The following is a 25798-nucleotide window of genomic DNA, read 5'->3' on the forward strand; positions in this document are numbered from 1 at the left end:
TTGCAGCCAAGACAAAGGGAAGAGGCGCGGCGCAACGCCGCACCTCGTTACCCTTAGTTCTCGGACTCGACGAAGACCTCGTCGCGCTTCTTGCGAAGTGCGGGCAGCAGCGAGAGGATCAGCAGGAACGCTGCGATCGCCATCAGGGTCGCAGACAGCGGCCGGGTCAGGAAGACCGACCAGTCACCGCGCGAGATCAGCAGCGCACGGCGAAGATTCTCTTCCATCAACGGGCCAAGCACCATGCCGAGCAGCAGCGGCGCGGGTTCAAAGTCATGCTTCACCAGCCAGTAGCCGACGAGACCGAAAGCGGCTGTCAGAACCACGTCCATCGGCGCGTTGTTCACCGAGTAGATGCCGATCGCGCAGAAGATGACGATGCACGGGAACAGCAGCCGGTAAGGCACCCGCAGCAATCGCACCCAGATGCCGACCAGCGGCAGGTTGATGACCAGCAGCATCAGGTTGCCGATCCACATCGAGGCAATCATGCCCCAGACCAGTTCGGGCTGCTTCTGCATCACCTGAGGACCGGGAACGATGCCATGAATGGTCATCGCGCCGACCATCAGCGCCATCACCGCGTTGGGCGGAATGCCGAGGGTGAGCAGCGGAATGAACGAGGTCTGCGCCGCGGCATTATTTGCGCTTTCCGGCGCCGCGACGCCTTCGATCGCACCGCGGCCGAAGCGCTGAGGATGCTTCGAAATCTTCTTCTCGAACGTGTAGGCCGCAAACGACGCGATCACCGCGCCGCCGCCGGGCAGAATGCCGAGGATCGATCCGAGGATCGTTCCGCGCACGATGGCCGGCGCCGAATCCTTCAAATCCTTCTTGGTCGGCATCAGACCCGAGATCTTCTGCTGCACCAGTTCACGGTCCATCGACGCGCCGTGATCGAGATTGCGGATGATCTCGGCGAAACCGAACAGACCCATCGCCACGGTCGCGAAACCAAGACCGTCGGCAAGTTCCGGAATGTTGAACGACATGCGCGACGCGCCGGTCTCGATGTCGGAGCCGACCATCGACAGCAGCACGCCGAAGGCAATCATCGCGATGGCCTTGAGCACTGAGCCCTTCGCCAGCACGACGGCGAAGATCAGGCCGAGCACCATCAGCGAGAAATACTCGGCAGGACCGAATGCCAGTGCGAGCTTGGTCAGCGGCGCGCCCAGCAATGCGATCAGAAAGGTTGCAATGCAGCCCGCGAAGAACGAGCCGATCGCGGCGATCGCCAGCGCCGGGCCGGCGCGGCCTTGCTTGGCCATCTGGAAGCCGTCGAGCGCCGTCACAACCGAGCCGGCTTCGCCGGGAATGTTGACCAGGATCGACGTGGTCGAACCGCCGTACTGCGCACCGTAATAAATGCCGGCGAGCATGATGAGCGCGCCGACCGGCGGCAATCCGAACGTGATCGGCAGCAGCATCGCCACAGTAGCAATGGTGCCGATTCCGGGCAGCACGCCGACCAGCGTACCGACCAGCGCGCCGATCAGACAGAGACCAAGATTGATGGGTGAGAACGCAACGCCGAAGCCGAGCGCGAGATTTGCAAAAACATCCATGACGGCCTCAGCGCAGAATGCGTGGGAAGAGATCGAGCGGAAGCCCGAGTGCATACGGGAACAGCAGAGCACAGCCGATCGTCAGGCATATTCCGACTATGACGGCTTCCTTCCACCGCGTCTCGTCGCTTCCCATCGCAGCGATCAGGAAGCTCACGAATGCAGAAACAATCAGACCGAGCGGACGAATTGCGACAGCGAAAGCCAGGATCGATAACGTCACGAAGACAGGGCCGCGAATGCCGTAGCGTTGCAACTGCGGGCCCTCGACTAAAAAGCCGGTAAGGGCAACACCAGCACCGAGCGCCAGAAGGAGATAAGCGAACATGCGCGGCGCGGTGCCGGGACCGAATGAAAATCCCCGCATCCCCGCCAGATCGCTCGATGCCCACAGGGCGAACAGCGCGATCGCCATCAGCGCCAGGCCGCCGTAGAAGTCCTGTGGTCCTTTGATAAGCCCCGGCGCGGGTTTTCCCGCAGCGCTATCTGGCGCTTCACTCATCGTCATCCCCCTTAAGTCACGGGCTTGAGCCCGGTCTATTCTTGTCGGGCAGGCTGTCCCCTGCGCACTTTGCTTATCGATTTTCGTCAGACGACGCCAGCAAAACCGAGAATGCCACCCACAATCAGCATCCACAGTGGGTTGAGCCGGGTTGCCAATGCAAGCACCCCGGCGCCGATAATAAGGGCGGCCCCGACCCATGTGCTGCCGGTGGTTAATGCGAGAATGAAGCCGCTGGCGCACATCAGCCCGATCGAGATTGGAACCAGCGCAGCCTGCAGGATCGCAGGCCAGATCGATTGGCTCGACCGCGTCAGCATGTTGCTGACGAAATAGGCAAAGACCGCGGACGGACCGCACATGGCGAATGTGGCGACCAGTGCGCCCGCGATGCCGGCCACATGGTATCCAATCAACGTCACGATCAGGACATTCGGCCCCGGCGATAATTGCGAGATCGCAAACATGTCCGCGAACTGCGCATTCGACATCCAGTGCTGCACGTCGACAGCGACCCGATGCATTTCCGGAATCGTGGAATTGGCGCCGCCGATCGCGAGCAGCGACATCAGACCGAACGTCCACGCCATCGTCAGAAGCGTACCGCTAGGCGAACTCACGATGACGCCCTCCTTCGCATCAGGAACGTCACGACAACGCTGAGCGGGATCGCTGTCAGCAGAACCGCCACCAGCGGCAACCGCAATACCCCGATCGCTATGAAAACGGCGACGAGCAGCGCAAGCGCGATGGGATCGCGCTTTTTCAGCAACGGCAACATCATGCGCAGGATAACCGCAAGGAAGAGTCCGACCGCAGCGCAGGACACGCCCGCCAGTGTGCGCTGCAACGCCGGAATCTCTCCATAGCGCGCGTAGATTGCGGCCAGCACCGTCACAATCACCACCGGCGGTCCGACCAGCCCAAAGAAAGCGGCAATGCTTCCCGGGATTCCGCGAAAGCGAGCGCCGAACACCACGGACAGATTGACGATGTTAGGACCCGGCAGGAAATGACAGAGCGCGAACGCTTCGTTGAATTCTTCAGGCGTCATCCAGCGATGCTGCTCGACGATGGCGCGGCGCGCCCACACCAGTACCCCGCCGAAGCCCGCAAGCGACATCTTGGCGAACGCCACGAACAGTTCGAGCAGTCCCGGCCGCTCCGGCGCGAAAGCATCAGGGGTCTGGGGAATCGCGGGAGCGGTCTCTTGAGACATGGCCCGATTTAGAATGGCCGCAGGCGGCGGCCAAACGATATTCCGGTGCGGGGCGCATGCGCTGGACGCGGATCAGGCGAAGTGCGCAACCTTGCCTTCCGTCCTGAAACCGTCCGCGCGCGCCATCCCGAAAGTGGAAACAAGGCCTTTTGTCGTTAGGGTTTGCCCCCTATATTGAGGGAGCCGGTTCGCCGGCTATGGAAATAAATGGCCGTCGTAATAAACCATTCGGACCCGGGGGCAGCACCCGGCGCCTCCACCAAAGCCCGGATTTCCCGACCAAAGGGCGGGTTTCGGCGGGGGCGAAACAGGATCGACGAGGGCGTAAAGGGCTCGCTTTTTCCCGGTATGGTTCCGCCGTTATCGGGCTATGCAATAGTTGCAAACGACAACTATGCTCCGGTTGCTCAGGCTGCGTAACGCAGTTTGAAAAACCAAGTCTAAAGTCCTAGGGGATTAAGCCCCTCTAGGCGGGGTTCGGAGGCACCTGGCAACAGAAGCCTCCACTTTCATCTTGTTGCATTGAATTTGTCAGGCGGATGCGTTGCGGCGCATGAGAATATCTGCGATCTGCCAAGCGCAGGTGCTGACCTGCGGGCCATGACCGGATAGCATGGATCGAATTTGCGAGTCGGAACGTTCACGTCTGACGACCTGAAGTTCGACCAGCTACCTTTCGACAGGACTACATTGATGGCGACCGATCATATTCGTTACGACGTTCTCGCGCGCGACGCCTTGCGCGGCGTGCTGAAGCATGTGCTCGCGGACGCTGCCGAGCATGGACTGCCTGGCGAACATCATTTCTACATCACGTTCCTGTCCAAGGCCGAAGGCGTGAAGATTTCCCCGCGCCTGCTGTCGCAGTATCCGCAGGAAATGACCGTCATACTTCAGCACCAGTTCTGGGATCTGGTCGTCACCGATGACCGCTTCGAGGTTGGACTGTCGTTCAACGGAATTCCCGAGCGCCTGGTCATTCCGTTCAGCGCGATCAAGAGCTTCTTCGATCCGTCGGTGCAGTTCGGCTTGCAGTTCGAGCCCGTTGAGGCGGCCGACGCGGCGGCCGACGCGCCCACCGTGGAGACGCTGCCGGTCGCGGCTGCACCCGAAGCCCCTGCTGAAACGGACGGCGAGCCTGTCAAGCAGGGCGAAGGCGCCGAGGTCGTGCGGCTCGATCGCTTCCGCAAGAAGTAATCCGGCGCGCCCTCACCTCACGCCATCTTGAAGCTTTTCTAAATTCGGACACGCGTTTCCGCACATGCGGAGGCGCGCGGCGGTTGCGTCGATCGGTTGCGAAGTCCTACACTTCGGCATCCCCAAAAACGCACCGGAAAAGCATCATGGCCGCCCAGAAGAAGACAACGCGCACCGAAACCGACACGTTCGGACCGATCGAAGTGCCGGCGGACCACTATTGGGGCGCACAGACCGAACGCTCGAAGCACAACTTTAAGATCGGCAATGAGCGGATGCCGATGCCGATCGTCCGCGCACTGGCGATGGTGAAACTGGCATCGGCACAGACCAATCTTGAGCTTGGCCTGCTCGACCAGCGCCGCGCACGCGCCATCGTCCGCGCGGCTCGGGAAGTCATCGACGGCAAGCTCGATGACAACTTCCCGCTGGTGGTCTGGCAAACCGGCTCGGGCACGCAGACCAACATGAACCTCAACGAGGTGATCGCCAATCGCGCCAGCGAATTGCTCGGCGGCGAGCCCGGCACCAAGAAGCCGGTGCATCCGAACGATCACGTCAACATGAGCCAGTCGTCGAACGACTCGTTTCCGACCGCGATGCATATCGCCGCCGCCGAGCGCATAACCCACGACCTCATCCCCGCACTGACTATCCTGCTGAAAGCGCTGCGCCAGAAAGAGAAAGCCTTCGCCAAGATCGTCAAGATCGGCCGCACCCATACACAGGACGCGACGCCACTGACGCTTGGCCAGGAATTCTCCGGTTACGCCGCGCAGGTCGAGAGCGGCATCGCACGCATCCGCGCCGCCGCGAAGGATCTCTACCCGCTGGCGCAGGGCGGAACGGCGGTGGGGACCGGCCTTAACTCCAAGCCGCGGTTTGCCAAACTGTTCGCCAAACAGGTCGCCTCGCTCACCAAGCTGCCGTTCACCAGCGCGCAGAACAAGTTCGAGGCTCTGGCGTCGAACGACGCTTATGTATTCGTGCACGGCGCGATCAATTCCATGGCGACCGGCCTCTTCAAGATCGCCAACGACATCCGGCTGCTCGGCTCTGGGCCGCGCTCCGGGCTCGGCGAACTGATTCTGCCCGAAAACGAACCGGGATCATCGATCATGCCCGGCAAGGTCAACCCGACTCAGTGCGAGGCAATGACCATGGTGTGTTGCCAGATCTTCGGCAATCAAACGGCGATCACCGTCGCCGGCAGCCAGGGCCACTTCGAACTCAACGTTTACAAGCCCGTGCTGGCGCATTGCATGCTGCAATCGATCCAGTTGATGGCCGATGTGACGCGTTCGTTCACCGAACATTGCGTCGTCGGCATCCGCGCCGACGAAAAGCGCATCGATGAGTTGATGCGGCGCTCGCTGATGCTGGTGACGGCGCTGGCGCCGAAGATCGGCTACGACAATGCTGCAAAGGTCGCGAAAACTGCTCACGCGCGCGGCACGACGCTAAAGGAAGAAGCAGTGCGTCTCGGCTTCGTTTCGGAGGCAGAATTCGATCGGCTCGTAAAGCCCGACAAGATGACGCACCCCGGTTAGAGCACGTTTCACTTACATTAACTCGCTGTAACGTTCGGACATCTCGTCGCACCTTCTAAAGTCCTACGCCGATTGGCTACCATCTCCTACTTATCGCATGCTAACTTTTGGGGGCTGCCGCACTGCACGTGCACCAAAACGAACAACTTTTAAACGGACTCGTGTGAGCAGCCTGCTCGGATGAGTCGCAGGACAGAACAAACCGCGCCGTTGCATGCCGCGCCTTTGTTGAACCTGTCCTGAAATAAAGGAGGCGTCATGGGCGACCTGGTCAACCTGAAACAAATCAAAAAGCGCATTGCGCGCGAACAAGCAGACAAGCAGGCGGAGACCAATCGCATTCGCTTCGGCCGCACCAAGGGCGAGCGCAGCCGCGACGAACAGCAGGCGCAGCGCGCCAGCGACATCCTCGATCACCACCGCATCGATGATGGGACGCCGGCATGAAATCCCCCGTCGTCAAAAGATCGATCGTCGTCGCCGGCCACAAGACCAGCGTCAGCCTCGAAGAAGCCTTCTGGAATGGCATGAAGGAAATTGCATCGGTGCGGAACCTGACGCTGTCGGAACTCGTCGGTGAGATCGACGGCGGCCGGCAGCAGGGGAACCTGTCCTCCGCAATCCGTCTGTTCGTGCTGGATTACTTCCGCTCGCGGGCAATGCCTTCAGCGGGGAACGGCAGCAGCCGGATGCAGGCGGAAGATTCGCATCCGTAGTTTTGCGCACGGCCCAGCTACGATCCTGACTCCGTCATAGGTTTTCGCACGAATACCGCAGGTAACTGGTTTCAGTTACTATGTACCCGTGTCTCGAACCACATACCGTTTCGAGACCGGCTGCGGGGGCGGCCATTACAGTTTTCGCGGCAGCGATCTGTATTCTGACCCCGCGCAGTCCCGAGCGAACATCGGACCCAATGTGCCAGAGTTCCTCTGCGGCGAGACAGCGCCTCGCCGCGTGCGGACGCTTGGCCGAAGCGGAGGAAACTTCGATGCAGGACGACACGACGATGCCGGATGCGGATGCTGCGGACAACATCCGGACCCGGGGCGTGAAAGAATTCGCGGTGGTCAAGCGATCCGTCGTGGTTGGCGGCCACAAGACCAGTGTCAGCCTTGAAGACGCATTCTGGACCAGCCTGAAGGACATTGCGACACGGCGCGGCCTGCCGCTATCGACCCAGATCGACGCCATCGATCGCACCCGCAAGACCAGCAACCTGTCGTCCGCGATTCGATTGTTCGTGCTGGATCACTTCCGCGCGCGTGCCGTCACATCAGTCTTCATCGGCGAACGGCAACCATCGCCGAGCATCGCGCCGACAAGCTAGAAATCGAATCAGAACGTCCCGGCGGGCGCCTGAGTCGCCGGCCGCTGCTTCGGCAGCCGCATGGCACCCGGCGCAGGTTTGATGTCGATCGGCGGCGGCAATGGCTGCACCAGCGGCCCTCCGCTCGGCGCGGGAGCAGGTTGCGGGACCGGCTGGACAGCCACAGGCGGCGCAGCAGGCGGCCGCGGAGACGCGGCCTTTGTGCCGGAATTCTTTCGCCGCGGATCGCGAGTCGGAATCTTCACTTCCGACGGTGGAAGCGGCTCCGCCTTCGGCAACTCCTCCTCCCACAGTTCGTCGGGTTCAAGCCCCGGCCCGACGCCACGCTCGAGTTGATCGAGTCGCCGCGTTTCGCGATCGATCGCACGCATGCCGAGCCAGGAGGATAGCGCAGCAACGTCGACGGCACGCACCAGCCGGTCCGGCGAACCATTCAGGTCAACGCGAATTTCGGGACGGCCCTGTATCGGGCGCGTGGTGACTGGCGACATCACCGCGCGGATGTCGGCCTGATCCGCCAGCAGGTCGTATCCACCGGCAATTGCGACGCGGGCGCGCGCAGCGCCCAGCGTCGCCGCTTCGATCCGCAAGCGGCCATCCTTGATGGTGAAGGGAATCTGCGCCGACGGAACCTTCAACGCACCCGCCGCCAACACAGGCTCGACGATCTCCTTTAGCTTGAGATCGTCGGTGGCCTGCCCGCCGTCGCTGGCGCGAACGGCCACCTCGAACGCACGTGGATCGAGTCCGGCGATTCGCGCATCGGTCAGCGTCAGAGTGCCAGCGCCCGAGAGCGCACCGGTCAATCCGGCGGCGCTGCGCCCTGCCCCGGCCAGTGTCATTTGCAGCGCAACCTTCCCGTCCGGCACCGCAAGGCCGCGGTAGCGAAGCGCCGCGCCATCGACGCCGGTCAACTGCACCCGCGCATTGAACGATGTTCCCTGACCGGTTCCCTGCGCGGCCTGACGCGCATCGAGATCGATCACTGCTTCACCGCCGCCGATGCTCGCTTTGACATTCTCCAGCACGAGGGATTGTCCGTCGCCCTTGATCGCGCCGCTGACAGGACGCAACTCTCCGCCTCCGGGCAACACCCCGCTCAAGGCCTGAAACGCGAGACGTCCGCGCCAGCCGCGCAACCATCCCCGGCCGAGCGGCGCCGAGGCATCACGTCCCATAGCTCCGAATGCGACGCCGGTGACCGCCGCAAGATCGAGCGTGTCGAGACCAAGCTCACCATCGACGCCGATCTCGTCACCGCGCGTCAACACGAGCCGTCCGCGGATCCGCGACCCGCCCACGGTGGTGTCGAGATCGTCGAAGGTGAAGACGTTACCCGCGACACCAAGACGCGACGACAGCGAAACGCCTGGCGCTGGCATGCTCCCACGTTGCAGATCGAATAGCGCGGCGAGATCGGCGCGGCGCACCGCGACGGTCAACGCGGCCGTCGATTGGTCCGCCCATGGATTGCCGGTGCCTTGAATGTCGCCATCGACGCCCGCCCCGGTCAGCTTGGCTTTCAATTGCAGCGGCGAACCCCAGACGCCGGCGACCGACGATTCAAATTGCGCGGGGCCATCACCCGGCGAAATGATCCGGTCCAGGCCGAGCGATGCCACGATGGTTGAAGTCTGGTTCGCCGTCAGGCTGGTTTCCAGATTGAATGGGTTGCCTCGCAAAGCCGCAAGATCAAGCCCGCGCGCGAGATCGATATTCGGAGATCCCTTTAGCGTGATCGTCCCCTTGAGCTGCGGCGCTTCCAGATTGAACACAGCTTCCGCATCGGTGCGGCCGGAGCGGTCCTTCGCCTTGCCAAGTGTGGCGGCCACCAGCATCACCGCGGATCCGGGCTCTTTCGGAACCGCTGCCAGTCGCTCCGCAAGCGCGGGGGCAAACGGGGAGAGAAGGCTTCCGACACGCTCCAGCGATGACGCCGATGCGTACAGGCCAAGCTTGCCGCCGCCCTCGGTGCGATCGAACGATCCAGTCCCGCTGACGGCGAAATCACTGCTCGTGTTGCCGATCTCCACACGATCAAGCGTGAATTTTGTGGGACTGTAACTCAGACTGACAGCGACCGGGCGAACCGTCTCTCCCGCGAGCACGGCGCTCTCGGCATTGAGCGCGACTTGCCCTTCGTCCGGCCATCCGGATTGCGGACCGGCCAGTGCACCTGCAAGCGACGACATCGCGTCGAGATCGAGGCTCGCCGTATTCAGCGCAGCCTCGATCCGCGTCTTGCCGTTGGCGACATTCAACAGCGCGACGCGGCCCTCCATCGTGCCGCCATTGACGTCGGCCTTGATACCGTCCAGCGCGACCCGATCCGCCGCAAGCGTCGCATCGCCGCGCAGGCGCAGCGGCTTCTGATTGCGATACGTGGTGTCGCTGCGGCCCTGTAACCACGCAGCCAGCACATCGGGATCGGACGATTCAATATTGATCGGCCCCGTGAACCGGGCCGACGCTCCCGGCTGCGCAACTGTGCCGTTTGCCGAGACACGGGTCGCGCCCGGCGCGCGCAGCTCGAACTTTCCGACGGTCCACGCCTGCTCATCGCCACGCAGTTCGATGGCAATATTCTGGAGTGGCCGCCCGCCGAGCGCGATCTGATCGGCACTGGCTTCGATTTGCGCGGGAAGCGGCATCACCGGCAGCGACGTGACCAGCGTCCGCAGCGCAGGAAGCAATCGCAGCGGCTCGGCGCTCGCTGCACCTCGGATCAACAGACGGTCTGCATCGAGTTGCCGCGCCGACAGCGCGAGACGCAGCAACGGCGACGCCCCGAAGCGAATTTCCCCGCCGCCTGTCAGCCGCAGTGCATTGTCTTCCTGGCCATAAGCCGCTTCGACCCGCTCGAACGTTGCCGACGACGGACTGGCTTTCACCCGCGATGTCATCCGCCACGGCTGTCCGGGCACCGCGGATTTGGCATCGGACGGCCGCGCCAGTGTCAGGCCACCTTCGAAATTCGGCACGGCATTGTCGAACGTCAGCACGCCATCGAGATCGGCCAGTAGCGGCCGCTCACCCGGCTCGGCGACAAAGCGCACACGCGTACCCTTGCCGTCACTGCTCTGACCCGACGAGATGCGGAACGGCGTCCGCGCACCGAGCAGCGTGAACGATCCATCTCCGCGCAGGCTGCTGGCCAGTGCGCGCACATCGCCGCTGAATTTGAGATCGTCGATCCGCAGCGTCTTGCCGCTGGACGCATCGTGCAGCGCGATCCGCCCGGCGACGTTCATCCGGTCGATGGCGAGCGAGCCGAGATTGAAGCGGCCCGCGGTGGCGGGCCATTCGAAGCGGCCTTGACGATCGAGGCCGAGATCCAGCGCGAAATCCTCCAGCGACAGTTCGCTGGCCCGCCATTCGCCCCGCATCAGTGCGCCCAAACTGAACTCGACGTCGAGCTTGCCGGCCCGGACCCTGGCAGGATCGCTGTCGCCGCCGATGGCGACCGATCGCAGCCGCAGCGTCGGCGTCGGCAGCAGCAGGGCGTCCAGTTTGCCGCCGACGCGCACCGGCGCACCCACAATACGGGATGCTTCCGTCTCGAATTGCGAGCGGAACTGGTTCCAGTCGACGAAATACGGGCCGACCAGCGCCACAATCAGCGCAAGGATGAAAGCGATGGCCAGTCCGAGCAGCGTGGTCTGCAAGGTCTTTCCTCAGTGGGATCGGACACCGGATGGCACGAATATTGAACCTGTGTGTGGGTTAGAATACTAAGTTTAACAGGCTCCGTTCACAACCCTGTAACCCAGTGGGGAAAATGTCCGAAAAAATTGCGCGGCCCGCGGAAAGAACAGGCGCTTCGCCCGAGGCGATCATGTCGCATTACGACATGGGCAATGACTTTTTCCGGCTCGTGCTTGATCCGGAGATGATTTACTCGTGCGCGCTGTTCGAGGACGGCGACGATCTAGTCACGGCACAGCGCCGCAAACTCGATCACCATATCGAAGCCGCCGGTGCAGCGAACGCCGCGCGGGTTCTCGACATCGGCTGCGGATGGGGCGCGATGCTCCGTCGGCTGGTCGACCATGCCGGTGTCGCCCATGCGGTCGGGCTGACGCTCAGCCCGTCCCAGGCCGCCTGGATCCGCGACGGCAAGAATCCAAAAATCGAAGTGCTGGAGCAGGACTGGCGCGACCACAAGCCTGAACGCCGATACGACGCCATCATTTCGGTCGGTGCGTTCGAGCATTTCGTCCAGAAAGGACTCGACCCCGCAGCCAAGCTCAAATCCTATCGCGAATTTTTCGCGTACTGCGACAGCGTGCTGGCGATCAACGGAAAAGTGTCGCTGCAAACCATCGCCTATTCCGAACGGACCAAGGTTCAGCCGCTGCTAGACAAGACCTTCCCGGAAAGCGATCTGCCGCTGGAATGGGAGCCGATCGCGGCCGCCGAAGGCACGTTCAGTCTGATCGCCGCGCGCAACGACGCCGATCACTATTACCGGACGCTGGTACTGTGGGAACAGAACCTGCTCGCCAACTACGATAAAGCGGTCGAGCTTGTCGGCAAGTCGCATACCGACGAATTCCGCCGCTACCTGCGCATGTCGGCCGGCGGCTTCCGGGCCGGGATGGTCAGCCTGATGCGTTACAGTTTCCGGAAGAAGTACTGATCGCCGGCTTCATCCGAAGGCGACGCTGATACTGCCGAGCGGAATACCCGAGACTGTCGTGGTCCACGTCTCACCCGGCTTGATGGGCAGCGCACGCGTCAGCGTTCCCGTTGTGACGATTTCTCCCGCCGCGAGGCCCGGGTTCACGTCATCCTTTGACAGCACATCGACGAAATGGCGCAAGGCCGACAGTGGGCCGCCAAGCACATTACGCGCATGGCCACGATCCACGACATTGCCATTACAGGCGAGTTCGACGTCGAAATCCGAAAGCTGCTTCATCCATGCCTCGGCGTTGCCGGACACCGGATGCCGCTCGCCGATGAGCATTGCGCCGTGCAGGCCGAAGGCGGCTACCGTATCGGACGCGGCAAACTTCCAGTCGGGATAGATCGATTGCACGATCTCGTAACCGAGCGCCACCCAGCCGATACAGGACAGCAGGCCGCGCTCGTCCATCGCAGCATCAGGCACAGCCGACAAACCGAAGACGATTTCAGGTTCGATCCGCGGGTCGGTCAGTTCCGCAAGAGAGGCTAACCCGCCGGTGTCGCTCAGGTTGCGAATGGTGCGGTCGTACATGTAGCCCCAGATCGGGCGGCTCACATTGTACTGCGCCCAGATCGTGCTGTTGGTGAAACCGATCTTACGGCCCAGTACCTTTTCGCCTCGCGCCTCGCGCATCTGCCGGACGATCGGCGTGACCTTGTAGGCCTCGTCCAGACTGAAGGCCGGATCGCGCGACGAGAACGGCGAAATCTGCCGACCCTGACCGAGTACCGACAACGCCTCGGCAGCGACGCTCTTCGCATCCAGGGCTATGGTCCCGGTCATGACGGCAGAATCTTGCCGGGGTTCAGAATGTTGTGCGGATCGAGCGCGGCTTTGAGCGCGCGCATCGCCTGCACGGCTTCGGGCCCGAGTTCTGTTTCCAGATACTGCTGCTTGCCCTGCCCGATGCCATGTTCGCCGGTGCAGGTGCCGCCCATGGCCAGAGCCCGCTCGACCAGACGATGCAGAAATCCATCCGCGCGCTGCATTTCGTCGGGGTCGCTGACATCGACCAGCATCGAGCAATGAAAATTGCCGTCACCGACATGACCGACGATCGGCGAGATCAAGCCGACCGTTTCGAGATCCTTCTCTGTTTCGACCACGCATTCGGCCAGCCGGGAGATCGGCACGCAAACATCCGTCGCCACCGCCTGCGCACCGGGGCGAAGCCCGCGCACGGCCCAGTAGGCGTCATGCCGCGCCTGCCACAGCCGGGTGCGGTCCTCCGGGCGTGTCGCCCATTCGAATCCACCGCCACCGCATTCCTTCGCGATCTCACCGAACATTGCTGACTGCTCGGCCACGTCGGCTTCGGTGCCGTGGAATTCCAGCAGCAGCAGCGGCGTCTCAGGCAAGGTTAGCTTTGAATACGCGTTGCAGGCCTTCACCTGCGCGGCGTTCAACAGTTCGATCCGCGCCACAGGAATTCCGGTCTGGATAGCGAGAATGGTGGCGTCGCACGCGCCCTTGACCGTCTCGAACGAGCAGGCACCGGCGGCGATACTTTGGGGAATGCCGCGCAGCTTGAGTGTAATCTCGGAAATGATGCCGAGCGTGCCCTCCGCACCGATAAACAGGTGAGTGAGATCGTAGCCCGCCGAAGATTTCTTGGCGCGCGTGCCGGTGGTGATGATCTCGCCGTCGGCACGCACGATCTTCAGTGCCAGAATATTGTCCTTCATGGTGCCGTAGCGCACGGCGTTGGTGCCCGACGCGCGGGTCGATGCCATACCGCCGATCGATGCGTCGGCACCGGGATCGATCGGGAAAAACAGACCCTGATCGCGCAGATGTTCGTTGAGCGCCTTGCGCGTCACACCCGGCTCGATCACGCAATCGAGATCGTCAGCATGCACCGCAAGAATGCGATTCATCTCCCGCAGATCGATGCAGACGCCGCCGGCTGGCGCGTTGACCTGCCCTTCCAGCGAGGTGCCGGTGCCGAACGGGATCACCGGAACGCGGTGCTTCGCGCAGATCCGCACCACATCCTGGATGTCTTCCGTGGTCCGCGCCATCACCACCGCATCCGGCGGCTGCATCGGCAACCAGGTGGTGGTATGGGCATGCTGCTCGCGCACCGCCTGCGACGTGATCAGATTATTGCCGAACCGCGCGGCAAGCGCTTCGATGGCGCCGGAGAGCGCGGATGCTGCGGGACGTGTCAGGGCTGCGTTGGAAAAGGCCACGGTCGCTCGTTTCTTCTTTTGATCCGGTTATGGCGCGGACCGTGGCAAAGGATATATAGCGGGTCAAGAGAGAGGGCCGACGCCAACCGGGAATTGAGATGACTTCAAGCATGCCTCAGAAAAACAATGCGCCGCAACATATCGCTGCGCCGTTCCTGACCACGGTGATGCAGGTCGAGCCGCAATGGATCGATTACAACGGCCATCTCAACATGGCTTACTACAATGTGCTGTTCGACCGCGGCATCGATCAGATGTGGCTCGAACTCGGTATCGGCCCCGACTACATGAAGACACGTCACGGATCGACTTTCACCGCCGAAGCGCATGTACGATACCTGCGCGAGGTGCATCTGGGCGATCCGGTGCAGGTGTCGGTTTATCTGATCGAAGCGGACGACAAGCGTATCCACACCTTCGAGGAGCTACGCCATGCGACTGAAGGCTGGCTCTCGGCAACGTCCGAAAACATGACGCTTCATGTGGACATCAACGCACGCAAAACCGCGCCATTTCCCGCTGACATCGCTGCGCGCATCCGCGACGTCGTCACGGCGCATGGCACTGTCGCACGGCCCGATGGCATTGGCCGGCGCATCACCATGCCGGCCAAATGACGCCACCGCGCCGCTGTCTGTCGTCACATCACGGACCGCTGCTGCGGCGGGCAAGGCCCACCACCGCCGAGATCACGAACAGGATCAGGGCAACGAAGAAAACAATCTTGGCAAGCTCGATCGACGCGCCCGCGATGCCGCCAAAGCCCAAAAGAGCCGCGACCAGCGCGATAATCAGAAATGTAACCACCCAACTCATCATGACACGCTCCTGCGTTTCGTTCGGGGAGCGGCGAGCGCTCCTGCTGCAAAACCAATCCGCCAGACGCGCCCGGGTTCCAGCCCGGTGCCATTGCTTGGAAGGTCAAAAAATCCAGCCGAAATGGAACAAAAATGGGCGGGACAGCCTCCGCGCCGGCCCGTTTGCGGGGAAATCAACGGTGTCAGGCGAGCCCAATCATGCCTATATGTCCCCGTACCCTGATATGAAGCCTCCCCTTTCGGGCGTCGCGATGCCATCGTGACGGCAAAGACGAATCGCATGACCGAACCGAACAAGCTGCCGCCGTCAGACCTGTCCCGCGACGTGCCGAGCCACCAGCCTGCCGCTGGCGGAATCGCTGCGCGGGCGCGCGCGTCGGCTGCACCGCAATATCTGAGCGCGCTCAATCCCGAGCAGCGGGAGGCCGTGGAAACGCTCGACGGGCCAGTCCTCGTTCTGGCCGGTGCGGGCACCGGCAAAACGCGGGTCCTGACGTCGCGTATTGCGCATATTCTCTCGACCGGCCGCGCACGGCCGCACGAAATCCTCTCCGTCACCTTCACCAACAAGGCGGCGCGCGAGATGAAGCACCGCCTCGGCCAGATGCTCGGCCAGGCGGTGGAGGGCATGCCGTGGCTCGGCACGTTCCATTCCATCGGCGGACGCATCCTGCGCTATCACGCCGAATTGGTGCAGTTGAAATCCAATTTCACCGTGCTCGATGTCGACGACCAGATCCGTCTGCTGAAGCAATTGCTGCAAGCCGAGAACATCGACGACAAGCGCTGGCCCGCACGCATGCTGGCCGGACTGATCGACGGCTGGAAAAACCGCGGGCTGACGCCATCGCAGGTGCCAGCCGGTGAAGCCGCCGTGTTCGGCAACGGCAAGGGCGGCAAGCTTTACGCGAGCTATCAGGAGCGGCTGAAGATTCTCAATGCCGCGGACTTCGGCGATCTGCTGCTGGAGAACATCCGCCTGTTCCGCGAGCACCCCGACGTGCTGCGGCAGTATCAGCAGCGCTTCAAATATATCCTGGTCGACGAATATCAGGACACCAACGTCGCGCAGTATCTGTGGCTGCGGCTGCTGGCGCAGGCGCCGTCCTCTGCTTCGTCATTGCCGGGCTTGACCCGGCAATCCATCGAATCTTCACAAGATGGATCACCGGGTCTCGACGCTTCGCGTCGGCCCGGTGATGACAACTCGGGTAAAGTTACCCCCCTCGCCGCACCGAAGAACATCTGCTGTGTCGGCGACGACGATCAGTCGATCTATGGCTGGCGCGGCGCGGAGGTCGACAACATCCTGCGCTTCGAACACGATTTCCCTGGCGCGAAGGTCATTCGCCTCGAGCGCAACTACCGCTCGACCGGTCACATCCTCGCGGCCGCTTCGCACCTGATCGCGTACAACGAAGGCCGCCTCGGGAAAACGCTCCGCACCGAGGATGAGGACGGCGAGAAGGTCACTGTTACCGGCGCATGGGATTCGGAAGAAGAAGCCCGCGGCATCGGCGAGGAGATCGAGCAGCTTCAGCGCGCCGGCCAGAAGCTGAATGAAATTGCGATTCTGGTGCGCGCCTCGTTTCAGATGCGCGAGTTTGAAGACCGTTTCGTCACGCTTGGCCTGCCCTATCGCGTGATCGGCGGCCCGCGCTTCTACGAGCGCGCCGAAATCCGCGATGCGCTGGCCTATCTGCGCGTGATCAATTCGCCCGCCGACGATCTCGCCTTCGAGCGCATCGTCAACGTGCCGAAACGCGGCCTCGGCGACGCCACCGTGCAGATGCTGCACGATGTCGCCCGCAAGCGCCGTATCCCGCTGACCGAAGCTGCCCGCGCGGTGATCGAGACCGACGAGTTGAAGCCGAAGGCGCGCGGCAGCCTGCGCGACGTCATGACCAATTTCGACCGCTGGCGCGCGCAACGCGACATCGTCCCGCACACGCAGCTTGCCGAGATTGTACTCGACGAGAGCGGCTACACCGAGATGTGGCAGAAGGACCGGTCCGCCGACGCCGCGGGCCGCCTCGACAACCTGAAAGAACTCGTGCGCTCGATGGAAGAGTTCGAGAACCTGCAAGGTTTCCTCGAACACATCTCGCTGGTAATGGACCGCGAAGGCGGCGCCGACGACGACGCCGTGTCCCTGATGACACTGCACTCGGCCAAGGGACTGGAGTTCGACAACGTGTTCCTCCCGGGCTGGGAAGAGGGCCTGTTTCCGAGCCAGCGCACCCTCGATGAACAGGGCCGCGCGGGGCTGGAAGAAGAACGCCGCCTCGCCCATGTCGGCATTACGCGCGCACGCAAGCGCGCCATGCTCTACTTTGCTACCAACCGGCGCATCCATGGCTCATGGACCACCACCATTCCATCGCGCTTCCTCGATGAACTCCCGACGGCCAATGTCGAGATCACCGAAAGCAAGGGCGGCTCCGGATGGGGCGGCTCTGGCGGTTACGGCGCATCGCGCTTCGACAACGTGGAATCGTTCGGCTCGACTTACACAACGCCTGGCTGGCAACGCGCACAGGCCAATCGCGCCCGCAGCGGCGGCAAGGGATTTGATGAGACCGGAGCACGCTACGACTCCGGTTCGCGCGGCAGCTTCAGCCGCAAGGCGACCGTGATCGAAGGCGAACTGATCGCCAAGTCCACCGGCACCAATTCCGAATTCTCGCTCGGCGACCGCGTGTTCCACCAGAAGTTCGGCTACGGCAACGTCGCTAGGGTGGACGGCAATAAGCTCACCATCGCCTTTGAAAAGGCCGGTGAGAAGAAGGTCGTCGACAGTTTCGTGACAAAGGCATAGCCGTTGCGCCCAAGGCGCATGACAAATTTGAATTCGTCGCAATAGAATTTTGATACGCGTAACTGCCCCCCGATAGTTATAGTGCATTGCGCAGGCGCGTCCGCGCGCCTATGTCATGCTCCCGCCTCGACAGATTGCCCCCATGTCTCCCATCATCTCCGTTGCCAACGTCTCGAAGACCTATGCGTCCGGATTCACCGCGCTGAAGAATATCAATCTCGATATTCGCCGCGGCGAGATCTTCGCGCTGCTCGGCCCGAACGGCGCCGGCAAGACCACGCTGATCAGCGTGATCTGCGGTCTCGCGGTCCAGACCGAAGGCACGGTGACGGTCGATGGGCACGACATCGTCAAGGATTACCGCGCTGCCCGCTCGCTGATCGGACTGGTCCCGCAGGAACTGCATACCGACGCATGGGAATCGCCGTGGTCGACCGCCTCGTTCAGCCGCGGCCTGTTCGGCAAGCCAAGCAACCCCGCGCATATCGAGAAGGTGCTCAAGGAGCTCTCGCTCTGGGACAAGCGCAAGAGCCAGATCATCACGCTCTCCGGCGGCATGAAACGCCGCGTGATGATTGCCAAGGCGCTGGCACATGAGCCGCAGATTCTGTTTCTCGACGAGCCGACGGCTGGCGTCGATGTCGAACTGCGCAAGGCGATGTGGGAGGTCGTGCGCGGACTGCGCGACGCCGGAGTCACCATCATTCTCACCACGCACTACATTGAGGAAGCCGAGGAGATGGCCGACCGCGTCGGCGTCATCAACAAGGGTGAGATCGTGCTGGTCGAGGAGAAGGCCAAGCTGATGCAGAAGCTCGGCAGAAAGCAACTCAAGCTGCATCTGCAGGAGAAGCTCGCCGCAATCCCTGCCGCCCTCGCCGCGCATCATCTCGAACTGTCACCGGACGGCGATGAACTGATTTACACCTACGACACCAAGGGCGAGCGCACCGGCATCACGGCGCTGTTGAACGACCTCAATGCGTCCGGTGTCCGTTTCAACGATCTCAACACCACCCAAAGCTCGCTCGAAGAAATCTTCGTTAGTCTGGTGCACCAATAATGAACCTGTATGCCATTCGCGCGATCTACAAATTCGAAATGGCGCGCACCTTCCGCACGCTGCTGCAGAGCGTCGTCTCGCCGGTGATCTCGACGTCGCTGTACTTCGTGGTATTCGGCTCGGCGATCGGTTCGCGCATCACGGAGATCGACGGAGTCAGCTACGGCACTTTCATTGTGCCGGGCCTCATCATGCTGTCGCTGCTGACCCAGAGCATCGCCAATGCGTCGTTCGCGATCTACTTTCCGAAATTCACCGGTACGGTCTACGAATTGCTCTCCGCGCCGGTCTCATCGTTCGAGGCCGTGGTCGGCTATGTCGGCGCCGCGGCGACCAAGTCGATCATCCTCGGGCTCATCATTCTCGCGACTGCAAGCCTGTTCGTGCCGCTGAAGATCGCGCACCCATTCATGATGCTGACCTTCCTGGTGCTGACGTCGGTGACGTTCAGCCTGTTCGGGTTCATCATCGGCATCTGGGCCGACGGCTTCGAGAAACTGCAGGTGATCCCGTTGCTGGTGATCACGCCGCTGACCTTTCTCGGCGGCAGTTTCTATTCGATCCACATGCTCCCGCCGTTCTGGCAGACCGTGACGCTGTTCAACCCGGTGGTCTATCTGGTCAGCGGTTTCCGCTGGAGCTTCTTCGAGATAGCCGACGTCAGCGTGGCTGTCAGCCTCGGGATGACCCTGGGCTTTCTCGCGCTGTGCATGATCGTGGTGTGGTGGATTTTCCGCACCGGTTATCGGCTCAAGACCTGATCCCAAACGAAATACGCCCCGCAAGCGGGGCGTATTGGAAATCGGTCGTGCGGCCCGCTCAGTTCGGGCGCCAGTTTCCGTTGCTGTCGTAATAGCCGCTCGGGCCTGTGCCCGGAGGCGGAGGCACCGTCGCCGGCTGCACGGCATTGCTCACACCGGTGCCGACCACGTTGAGCGTGCCGGCCACCGCGCCGACACCTGCACCGAGCGCGCCGCCGACGAGACCGCCGACCGGTCCGGCCGCGGTCTTTCCCTGATACGTGCCCTGCGCCGCGCCGCTGATGGCGCCATTGATGGGATCCTGCTGCTGAGCGGCAGCAGGCACTGCCAGAAGCGTCAGCACCGAAATGGATATGAACGAAGCTGCAATTCTCATGTGAGGAATCCTCCCTGCCCGGCCGACTCCCGGCCCGCCCTGAAGCAAATCAGCAGCGCTGAGGTTGCGTCAGGTTTGGAAGAAACACAATGCGCGACTGTGGTGTCTCTGGAGCATTTCTCATCTCAGATTCGGCCCCAAGGCCCGAGGCCATCGGCACATAAAAATGGCGCATCCATTTCTGAATGCGCCATTTGAAATGATCTTACATCAGGTTAGCGATATCGCCTGTGATGGCGATAGTGGCGGCTGCGATAGTGACGGCCGCGATAACTGCGGCGGTTGTCGATGCCGAGCACGCCGTTCACGCCTCCAACGACACCGCCGACGCCCGCCCCGACCGCGCCGCCGACAACACCGCCGACAGGCCCTGCCGCGCGATTACCCCGGTAAACACCTTCATTTGCGCCGCCTTCCATGCCTCTGAAAACGCCTTGCGCATGCGCCGCCATCGGCAATGCAAGGATCGCCAAAGCCGCTGCGATAAATGTGAAGCGGCGATGCGCCGCGGTAAACATGAACAAAGCCTCAGTCTTCATCGTGAAAGTCTCCATGAGCGGCCGAATTCTGACCAGTCGTGCAACGTCTTAACCGCCGGAAAGTTGCGTCAAGTTTGACGAAAAGACGCCACAAACGTGCGCCGTTCACGAAACTGTATGTCCGCTTCCATCAACCTTAAGACGAAGACACTGTTAAAAAAGCCGCTTTCCATGCTTTATTGAGAGGGAGGGGTAGAGACGAGGCAACAGTCATGCGTGCGGTATTGATTTCACTTACTGGTTTGATGCTGCTTTCCGGCAGCGCGGCGCAGGCTGCCGTGTCCATTCTCGTCGACAAAGACGCGCAGCAGATGACCGTCTCGGTCAACGGCGTGACGAAGTACACCTGGCCCGTCTCCAGCGGAAATCCCTCGCACGAAACACCCAACGGCAGCTTCAAGACCTTCCGCATGGAGGAAGATCATTATTCGAAGGAATTCGACGAAGCGCCGATGCCGAATGCGATCTTCTTCACCAAGCAGGGCCACGCCATCCACGGCACCGACGCGGTGAGCCGTCTCGGCACCCCGGCGTCACACGGTTGTGTGCGGCTGTCGCGCGCCAATGCGCTGAAGCTCTGGGACCTGGTCAAGGCCGAAGGGCTGCTCACCACCACAGTCACTCTGACGGGATCGTCGCGGGTCGCGCTCGCACGCAATCCAAGGCCGCGCACCAATGTCGCGACCACGCGCGGCGACGTCGATGCGTATGGCCGCCCGTTGCAGATCGCGCCCGGTCAGCAGGAGGCTTACAGCGAAGACCTCAACGCCAACACACGCGCACGCCAGATCACGCCCGACCGCGCCTATCGCGATCCGTCCTATCCGCAAGATCAGGCTTACTACGGCCCCAGTGATGCGGGACCGATGCAGCGCCGCATCTACCAGCAGCGCGGCTATCCGCAGGGTTACGCACAACAGGGCTATTACGAACAGGACGCACGTTACCAGCAGCCGCGATCTCCCAATCCGCGTGGCGGATATTACTACTACGCGGACTGAATGAGCTACTCGTCGGGATTCCTGAGCCTGCGCCACACCGCGCCAAGTACGTTGGAATAGTCGTCGGTCCAGACCCGCTGGCCTTCGGTGGCTTCCGTCAGCACCCACTTCTCGTCCGACGCGATCTTGCCGACGTCCGCCTCTTCATGCGCCGAGATCACGACATTGGTCGTGAAGATGTATTCGCCGTCACGTCCGGAATCCTCATTGAAGACCCAGCTCTTGAGATCATTTTCCTCGGCAATGCCGACGACAACGCTCGCGAGTTCGAGATGCCGGTTGGAAACATGCATCACCACCGCACCCTGCGGCGCGAGCTTGGCCTTGTAGATCGCCATTGCTTCTTCAGTGGCCAGATGAATCGGAATCGCGTCCGATGAATAGGCATCGACGATGATGAGGTCGTAGGTCCCGTCCTTCTCCTTGGCGAAGGTCAGCCGCGCGTCGCCGATCACCGGTTTCATGTTGGGATCGCACGCGTTCACGTAGTTGAAATATTTCGGATCGCGCGCGGTATCGACCATGGTCTGGTCGATCTCGAAATACTTCCAGTCCTCGCCGGGCTGCGAGTGGCAGGCGAGCGTGCCCGCGCCGAGACCGATCACCGCGACGCGGATCGGACCGCCCTTACGCTCGCGGATCGCGGCGATGGCGCGGCCCATGCCGCCGTCCTTGTGATAGTAGCTGATCGGCTCCGGCCGGCCCTTCACCGGCGAGCCGTCGTCTTCCAGGAATTTCTCAGCGCCGTGAATCGTCGTGCCGTGCATCAGCACGTGGTACTGGCCGTTCGAGGTCACCACGATCTTGTGGACGCCGAAGAAGCTGCGCACCGTCTCGACGCGTCCGTCATCGGCGGGATAGACCCGGATCAGGATCAGCCCCAGCACCACCAGTGCGGTGATTTGCCAGCGGTTGATCTTCCACAGCACCGCAAGCACCACCATGACGAAAGCCACGCCGGCGACCAGCCAGATCCTGTTGGTCTCGAACAGCCCGGACGTGCCCCCTTCCCTGAACGACAGTCCGATCAGGGCGAGCGCGGCAACAGCCGCGAGACCCCACAGCGCGAAGCCGCCGCGGGCCGTGGACGTCTCCGCGGGGCGGCCCAGCGCGGCCAGCGCCAGCAGGATCGGATACTCCGCGATCCACGAGAACGTGTAGGGCGCGATCAGGCCGGCGAACAAACCACCGACCATGCCGCCGAACGACAATGCAACGTAGAAGCCGGTGAGATACTGAGCCGCCGGACGCGTGCGCGCCAGTTCGCCATGGCAGGCCATGGCGATGATGAAGAAGCAAAGCAGATGGCCGCCGAGTGTCGCCAGCAGGTTCTGCTCGCCGCCGACCACCAGCAGAACCATGACGCCGGCAATCGCGAACGGCTGCAACGACAGCATCAGATCATGCGGCAGCAGCGGACGCGACTGGAACACCAGCACCCAGGTCAGCAGATACAGCGACAGCGGCAGCACCCACAATAGCGGGGCTGCGGCCACGTCAGTGGAGATATGCGCCGTGACCGCGATCAGCAGACCCGACGGAACCGCTGCAAGGAATATCCAGCGCAGCCGCATCGGCCACGTCGGGGCCGGCGCGTCGCCTTCGCTGGCGCTGACCGCGGCTACCGTCATCGGCGGGGAGCGAAGCAGCAGCACACCGCATGCCGCGATCAGCACGATCAGCAGCGCATAGCCGCCGGTCCAGATCAGGTTCTGGGTCCGCAGCGAGAACATCGGTTCCAGCAGCACGGGATAGGACAGCAGCGCGAGGAAGCTTCCGATGTTCGACGATGCGTAGAGAAAGTACGGATCGGGACCGTCAGGATGCCCGGTGCGGACGAACCAGGCCTGCAACATCGGATTGTTGGCGGCGAGCGCGAAAAACGGCAGGCCGATCGAAACCGCGAACAAGCCCAGCAGCCAGAACGCGTAGCCGCTGGCCGGCGGCTCACCCCACCCGCCCGCGATCGACAGCGGCAATGTGAGCAGCGCGACCGCCAGCAGCACAAGGTGAATAACCACCGGCGCGGTGCGGCTTTTCAACGTCATCAGGTAATGCGCGTAGGCGTAGCCGCCGAGCAGCAGCGACTGGAAGAACACCATCGCCACCGACCAGACCGCGGGCGATCCGCCGAGCCGGGGCAGCACCATCTTCGTGAACAGCGGCTGCACCGAAAACAGCAGCAGGGCACTGGTGAAGATCGCGGCGGTATAGACCACCAGGACAAGCGTATTCCTCGCGCCGGTGGACTGGCTCGCGGTATCGGACGACACTGAAATCATGGAAGCTCCGGGACAGTTTCCGGCAAATCACCGGACGCGGCGCGGAGTGGAGCATAGCCTTCACAAGCGGGCAATAACATGCGCGTGACAGAAATCACTCGCACGTGACGCGCCCCGCGATTATGACTGAGCCATGTCGGATTACGATGCACTCATCATCGGTGCGGGCCATAACGGCCTGACCTGCGCGGCCTATCTCGCGATGAATGGCCTGCGCGTGAAGGTGGTGGATCGCCGCAAGGTGGTCGGCGGCGCAGCCGTGACCGAGGAATTCCATCCCGGTTTCCGCAATTCGGTGGCGGCCTACACGGTCAGCCTGCTCAATCCGAAGGTCATCGCCGACCTGCAATTGCATCGGCACGGCCTGCGGATCGTTGAGCGCCGCGCGCAGAACTTTCTGCCCGCGCCGGACGGACGCTATCTGCTGACCGGAGACGGCCGCACGCATCAATCGATCGCAAAATTCAGCGAACGGGATGCGTTGCAAATCGACGAATTCAATCGCGAACTGGAAACCATTGCCGACGTGCTGCGCGCGTTTGTGCTCCGCGCGCCCCCGAATATCGTCGAAGGTTTCGGCCTCCACGCGATCCGCGAAGCTATCAACGCGGCCGGCACCGCCAACATCCTGCGCAGGTTGACGCTGGAGAGCCAGCGCATCCTGCTCGACCTGTTCACCCGCTCTGCGGGGGACATGCTCGATGACCGCTTCGAGAGCGATCTGGTCAAGGCGCTGTTCGGCTTCGACGCCATCGTCGGCAACTATGCCAGCCCCTACGCGGCGGGTTCGGCCTACGTCATGCTGCATCACGCGTTCGGAGAGGTGAACGGCCGGAAGGGGCTGTGGGGCCACGCCATCGGCGGCATGGGGGCGATCACGCAGGCGATGGCTGCGGCCGCGCGCGCCCATGGGGCGCAGATCGAGACCGATGCCGGGGTCCGCGAGGTGGTCGTCGAGAACGACCGCGCCATTGGGGTGATCCTGGACAACGGCGAAACGGTCCGCGCGAGCTATATCGTGTCCGGCGTCAATCCGAAGCTGCTGTACACCGGGCTGATCCCGGCGGACGCATTGCCGAAGCCGTTCCTCGACCGCATCACGAACTGGCGGAACGGCTCGGGTACCTTCCGGATGAACGTGGCGCTGTCGGCGCTCCCCTCGTTCAAGGCGCTGCCCGGCCCTGGCGACCATCTCACCGCCGGCATCATCCTCGCGCCGAGCCTCGGCTACATGGACCGCGCCTGGCTCGATGCCCGCCAGCATGGCTGGAGCCGCGAGCCGGTGGTCGAGGTTCTGATCCCCTCCACGCTCGATAACTCGCTGGCCCCGTCCGGCAAGCATGTCGCCAGTCTGTTCTGTCAGCATGTCGCGCCTCAGCTTCCGGGCGGCCGGTCCTGGGACGATCATCGCGACGAGGTTGCCGACCTGATGATCGCCACCGTGGATCGCTACGCTCCGGGATTTGCCCGCAGCGTCATCGAGCGGCAGGTGCTGTCGCCGCTCGATCTCGAACGGGAATTCGGGTTGCTCGGCGGCGACATTTTCCATGGCGCGCTGTCGCTCAACCAGTTGTTCTCGGCCCGCCCGATGCTCGGCCATGCGGACTATCGGGGACCTCTCAAGGGGCTTTATCATTGCGGCTCGGGCGCCCATCCCGGTGGCGGCGTGACCGGTGCACCGGGGCACAACGCCGCCCAGGTGATTCTGAAAGATCATCAAGGATTATTCACTTGAAGTAGCCCGCCCGACTGTTGAAAAGCTGTGGGTAAGCCTGTGGATAACCTGTGGAATTCCGTATGGTTAAAGCTTCACTAACGTGTGGAAAACTCTGGTTAAGAACCTGTGAAGAACCTGCTCTCTGCACGCCCCTAACCTGTGGACAGACTGTGGG

At 62.4% G+C, this 25798-nt stretch carries 23 protein-coding genes and 1 other RNA gene; 13 read left to right on the top strand and 11 right to left on the bottom strand.

What is annotated here, in order from left to right:
• Positions 1-53 precede the first annotated feature (53 nt).
• From HMPREF9695_RS14805 to HMPREF9695_RS14820, 4 genes are all read right to left on the bottom strand, one after another.
• Positions 54-1568 carry a tripartite tricarboxylate transporter permease gene (locus HMPREF9695_RS14805; RefSeq protein WP_006021676.1) on the bottom strand — a complete coding sequence of 505 codons (1515 nt, stop codon included), beginning with the start codon at positions 1566-1568 and terminating at the stop codon, positions 54-56.
• Between the two features lie 7 nt (positions 1569-1575).
• On the bottom strand, positions 1576-2070 hold the full coding sequence (locus tag HMPREF9695_RS14810; protein WP_006021677.1) for a tripartite tricarboxylate transporter TctB family protein: 495 nt from the start codon (positions 2068-2070) through the stop codon (positions 1576-1578).
• An 86-nt stretch (positions 2071-2156) separates the two neighbouring features.
• A complete protein-coding gene (locus tag HMPREF9695_RS14815) occupies positions 2157-2660 on the bottom strand; it encodes a chromate transporter (RefSeq protein WP_051055015.1) in 504 nt (167 codons plus the stop codon).
• A 26-nt stretch (positions 2661-2686) separates the two neighbouring features.
• Positions 2687-3289 carry a chromate transporter gene (locus HMPREF9695_RS14820; RefSeq protein WP_006021679.1) on the bottom strand — a complete coding sequence of 201 codons (603 nt, stop codon included), beginning with the start codon at positions 3287-3289 and terminating at the stop codon, positions 2687-2689.
• A gap of 143 nt (positions 3290-3432) precedes the next feature.
• Between HMPREF9695_RS14820 and ssrA the strand changes: the two genes are divergently transcribed.
• The 6 genes from ssrA (at position 3433) to HMPREF9695_RS14845 (ending at position 7366) form a co-directional block, all read left to right on the top strand.
• Positions 3433-3797, top strand: a transfer-messenger RNA (tmRNA) gene (gene ssrA, locus HMPREF9695_RS25845).
• A gap of 185 nt (positions 3798-3982) precedes the next feature.
• The gene (locus HMPREF9695_RS14825; RefSeq protein WP_006021680.1) at positions 3983-4486 is read left to right on the top strand and encodes an SspB family protein; all 504 of its coding nucleotides are present in this window, start codon (positions 3983-3985) and stop codon (positions 4484-4486) included.
• A gap of 146 nt (positions 4487-4632) precedes the next feature.
• On the top strand, positions 4633-6036 hold the full coding sequence (gene fumC / locus HMPREF9695_RS14830) for a class II fumarate hydratase (RefSeq protein ID WP_006021681.1): 1404 nt from the start codon (positions 4633-4635) through the stop codon (positions 6034-6036).
• Positions 6037-6294: 258 nt separating this feature from the next.
• Positions 6295-6483, top strand: coding sequence for a DUF4169 family protein (locus HMPREF9695_RS14835; RefSeq protein ID WP_006021682.1), 189 nt, complete (start codon positions 6295-6297; stop codon positions 6481-6483).
• Positions 6480-6752, top strand: a complete 273-nt coding sequence (locus HMPREF9695_RS14840) for a ribbon-helix-helix domain-containing protein (RefSeq protein WP_006021683.1) — start codon at positions 6480-6482, stop codon at positions 6750-6752. The genes HMPREF9695_RS14835 and HMPREF9695_RS14840 overlap by 4 nt, the downstream gene beginning before the upstream one ends.
• Before the next feature lie 275 nt (positions 6753-7027).
• Positions 7028-7366, top strand: coding sequence for a ribbon-helix-helix domain-containing protein (locus HMPREF9695_RS14845; protein ID WP_006021684.1), 339 nt, complete (start codon positions 7028-7030; stop codon positions 7364-7366).
• Positions 7367-7374: 8 nt separating this feature from the next.
• Here the strand turns inward: HMPREF9695_RS14845 and HMPREF9695_RS14850 are convergent, their stop codons facing one another.
• Positions 7375-11031 (bottom strand): AsmA family protein, encoded by a 3657-nt coding sequence (locus tag HMPREF9695_RS14850; protein ID WP_006021685.1) that lies wholly within the window; start codon positions 11029-11031, stop codon positions 7375-7377.
• A gap of 170 nt (positions 11032-11201) precedes the next feature.
• Here HMPREF9695_RS14850 and HMPREF9695_RS14855 point away from each other — a divergent pair, with 170 nt between their 5' ends.
• On the top strand, positions 11202-12005 hold the full coding sequence (locus HMPREF9695_RS14855; protein WP_006021686.1) for an SAM-dependent methyltransferase: 804 nt from the start codon (positions 11202-11204) through the stop codon (positions 12003-12005).
• A 9-nt stretch (positions 12006-12014) separates the two neighbouring features.
• Here HMPREF9695_RS14855 and HMPREF9695_RS14860 read toward each other — a convergent pair whose 3' ends face one another.
• Positions 12015-12839 (bottom strand): 2-keto-4-pentenoate hydratase, encoded by an 825-nt coding sequence (locus HMPREF9695_RS14860; protein ID WP_006021687.1) that lies wholly within the window; start codon positions 12837-12839, stop codon positions 12015-12017.
• Positions 12836-14248 (bottom strand): FAD-binding oxidoreductase, encoded by a 1413-nt coding sequence (locus HMPREF9695_RS14865; RefSeq protein WP_006021688.1) that lies wholly within the window; start codon positions 14246-14248, stop codon positions 12836-12838. Before HMPREF9695_RS14865 ends, HMPREF9695_RS14860 begins: the two co-directional genes overlap by 4 nt.
• A 98-nt stretch (positions 14249-14346) precedes the next feature.
• Here HMPREF9695_RS14865 and HMPREF9695_RS14870 point away from each other — a divergent pair, with 98 nt between their 5' ends.
• On the top strand, positions 14347-14865 hold the full coding sequence (locus tag HMPREF9695_RS14870) for a thioesterase family protein (protein ID WP_006021689.1): 519 nt from the start codon (positions 14347-14349) through the stop codon (positions 14863-14865).
• A gap of 28 nt (positions 14866-14893) precedes the next feature.
• Here HMPREF9695_RS14870 and HMPREF9695_RS25850 read toward each other — a convergent pair whose 3' ends face one another.
• Positions 14894-15067, bottom strand: coding sequence for a DUF1328 domain-containing protein (locus HMPREF9695_RS25850; protein WP_006021690.1), 174 nt, complete (start codon positions 15065-15067; stop codon positions 14894-14896).
• A 279-nt stretch (positions 15068-15346) separates the two neighbouring features.
• On the opposite strand from HMPREF9695_RS25850, the gene HMPREF9695_RS14880 reads away from it, so the two are divergent.
• From HMPREF9695_RS14880 to HMPREF9695_RS14890, 3 genes are all read left to right on the top strand, one after another.
• Positions 15347-17884, top strand: coding sequence for an ATP-dependent helicase (locus HMPREF9695_RS14880; RefSeq protein WP_006021691.1), 2538 nt, complete (start codon positions 15347-15349; stop codon positions 17882-17884).
• Between the two features lie 142 nt (positions 17885-18026).
• Positions 18027-18947 carry an ABC transporter ATP-binding protein gene (locus HMPREF9695_RS14885; protein ID WP_006021692.1) on the top strand — a complete coding sequence of 307 codons (921 nt, stop codon included), beginning with the start codon at positions 18027-18029 and terminating at the stop codon, positions 18945-18947.
• Positions 18947-19708: an ABC transporter permease gene (locus HMPREF9695_RS14890; RefSeq protein WP_006021693.1), complete on the top strand. Its 762-nt coding sequence runs from the start codon at positions 18947-18949 to the stop codon at positions 19706-19708. Before HMPREF9695_RS14885 ends, HMPREF9695_RS14890 begins: the two co-directional genes overlap by 1 nt.
• 58 nt (positions 19709-19766) lie before the next feature.
• On the opposite strand, the gene HMPREF9695_RS14895 is transcribed toward HMPREF9695_RS14890, so the two are convergent.
• Together HMPREF9695_RS14895 and HMPREF9695_RS14900 are read right to left on the bottom strand one after the other, a co-directional pair.
• Positions 19767-20084, bottom strand: a complete 318-nt coding sequence (locus HMPREF9695_RS14895) for a hypothetical protein (protein WP_006021694.1) — start codon at positions 20082-20084, stop codon at positions 19767-19769.
• Between the two features lie 215 nt (positions 20085-20299).
• Entirely contained in the window at positions 20300-20623 is a 324-nt protein-coding gene (locus HMPREF9695_RS14900) for a hypothetical protein (protein WP_006021695.1), read from the bottom strand.
• Between the two features lie 212 nt (positions 20624-20835).
• On the opposite strand from HMPREF9695_RS14900, the gene HMPREF9695_RS14905 reads away from it, so the two are divergent.
• Positions 20836-21624 carry a L,D-transpeptidase gene (locus HMPREF9695_RS14905; RefSeq protein WP_006021696.1) on the top strand — a complete coding sequence of 263 codons (789 nt, stop codon included), beginning with the start codon at positions 20836-20838 and terminating at the stop codon, positions 21622-21624.
• 5 nt (positions 21625-21629) lie between these two features.
• Here HMPREF9695_RS14905 and HMPREF9695_RS14910 read toward each other — a convergent pair whose 3' ends face one another.
• A complete protein-coding gene (locus tag HMPREF9695_RS14910; RefSeq protein ID WP_006021697.1) occupies positions 21630-23906 on the bottom strand; it encodes a fused MFS/spermidine synthase in 2277 nt (758 codons plus the stop codon).
• 133 nt (positions 23907-24039) lie between these two features.
• Here HMPREF9695_RS14910 and HMPREF9695_RS14915 point away from each other — a divergent pair, with 133 nt between their 5' ends.
• Positions 24040-25641, top strand: coding sequence for a phytoene desaturase family protein (locus tag HMPREF9695_RS14915; RefSeq protein WP_006021698.1), 1602 nt, complete (start codon positions 24040-24042; stop codon positions 25639-25641).
• Positions 25642-25798 lie beyond the last annotated feature (157 nt).

It is taken from the genome of Afipia broomeae ATCC 49717 (assembly GCF_000314675.2).
Classification (GTDB): domain Bacteria; phylum Pseudomonadota; class Alphaproteobacteria; order Rhizobiales; family Xanthobacteraceae; genus Afipia; species Afipia broomeae.

What these genes read in the sequence shown, in the direction of transcription:
- HMPREF9695_RS14895 (WP_006021694.1), bottom strand. Translation starts at nt 20,084, where the DNA reads ATGAGAATTGCAGCTTCGTTCATATCCATTTCGGTGCTGACGCTTCTG.
- HMPREF9695_RS14910 (WP_006021697.1), bottom strand. Translation starts at nt 23,906, where the DNA reads ATGATTTCAGTGTCGTCCGATACCGCGAGCCAGTCCACCGGCGCGAGG.
- HMPREF9695_RS14885 (WP_006021692.1), top strand. Translation starts at nt 18,027, where the DNA reads ATGTCTCCCATCATCTCCGTTGCCAACGTCTCGAAGACCTATGCGTCC.
- HMPREF9695_RS14840 (WP_006021683.1), top strand. Translation starts at nt 6,480, where the DNA reads ATGAAATCCCCCGTCGTCAAAAGATCGATCGTCGTCGCCGGCCACAAG.
- HMPREF9695_RS14810 (WP_006021677.1), bottom strand. Translation starts at nt 2,070, where the DNA reads ATGAGTGAAGCGCCAGATAGCGCTGCGGGAAAACCCGCGCCGGGGCTT.
- HMPREF9695_RS14820 (WP_006021679.1), bottom strand. Translation starts at nt 3,289, where the DNA reads ATGTCTCAAGAGACCGCTCCCGCGATTCCCCAGACCCCTGATGCTTTC.
- HMPREF9695_RS14905 (WP_006021696.1), top strand. Translation starts at nt 20,836, where the DNA reads ATGCGTGCGGTATTGATTTCACTTACTGGTTTGATGCTGCTTTCCGGC.
- HMPREF9695_RS14825 (WP_006021680.1), top strand. Translation starts at nt 3,983, where the DNA reads ATGGCGACCGATCATATTCGTTACGACGTTCTCGCGCGCGACGCCTTG.
- HMPREF9695_RS14835 (WP_006021682.1), top strand. Translation starts at nt 6,295, where the DNA reads ATGGGCGACCTGGTCAACCTGAAACAAATCAAAAAGCGCATTGCGCGC.
- HMPREF9695_RS14890 (WP_006021693.1), top strand. Translation starts at nt 18,947, where the DNA reads ATGAACCTGTATGCCATTCGCGCGATCTACAAATTCGAAATGGCGCGC.
- HMPREF9695_RS14900 (WP_006021695.1), bottom strand. Translation starts at nt 20,623, where the DNA reads ATGAAGACTGAGGCTTTGTTCATGTTTACCGCGGCGCATCGCCGCTTC.
- HMPREF9695_RS14815 (WP_051055015.1), bottom strand. Translation starts at nt 2,660, where the DNA reads ATGGCGTGGACGTTCGGTCTGATGTCGCTGCTCGCGATCGGCGGCGCC.
- HMPREF9695_RS14915 (WP_006021698.1), top strand. Translation starts at nt 24,040, where the DNA reads ATGTCGGATTACGATGCACTCATCATCGGTGCGGGCCATAACGGCCTG.
- HMPREF9695_RS25850 (WP_006021690.1), bottom strand. Translation starts at nt 15,067, where the DNA reads ATGATGAGTTGGGTGGTTACATTTCTGATTATCGCGCTGGTCGCGGCT.
- HMPREF9695_RS14860 (WP_006021687.1), bottom strand. Translation starts at nt 12,839, where the DNA reads ATGACCGGGACCATAGCCCTGGATGCGAAGAGCGTCGCTGCCGAGGCG.
- HMPREF9695_RS14845 (WP_006021684.1), top strand. Translation starts at nt 7,028, where the DNA reads ATGCAGGACGACACGACGATGCCGGATGCGGATGCTGCGGACAACATC.
- HMPREF9695_RS14880 (WP_006021691.1), top strand. Translation starts at nt 15,347, where the DNA reads ATGACCGAACCGAACAAGCTGCCGCCGTCAGACCTGTCCCGCGACGTG.
- HMPREF9695_RS14805 (WP_006021676.1), bottom strand. Translation starts at nt 1,568, where the DNA reads ATGGATGTTTTTGCAAATCTCGCGCTCGGCTTCGGCGTTGCGTTCTCA.
- HMPREF9695_RS14855 (WP_006021686.1), top strand. Translation starts at nt 11,202, where the DNA reads ATGTCGCATTACGACATGGGCAATGACTTTTTCCGGCTCGTGCTTGAT.
- fumC (WP_006021681.1), top strand. Translation starts at nt 4,633, where the DNA reads ATGGCCGCCCAGAAGAAGACAACGCGCACCGAAACCGACACGTTCGGA.
- HMPREF9695_RS14870 (WP_006021689.1), top strand. Translation starts at nt 14,347, where the DNA reads ATGACTTCAAGCATGCCTCAGAAAAACAATGCGCCGCAACATATCGCT.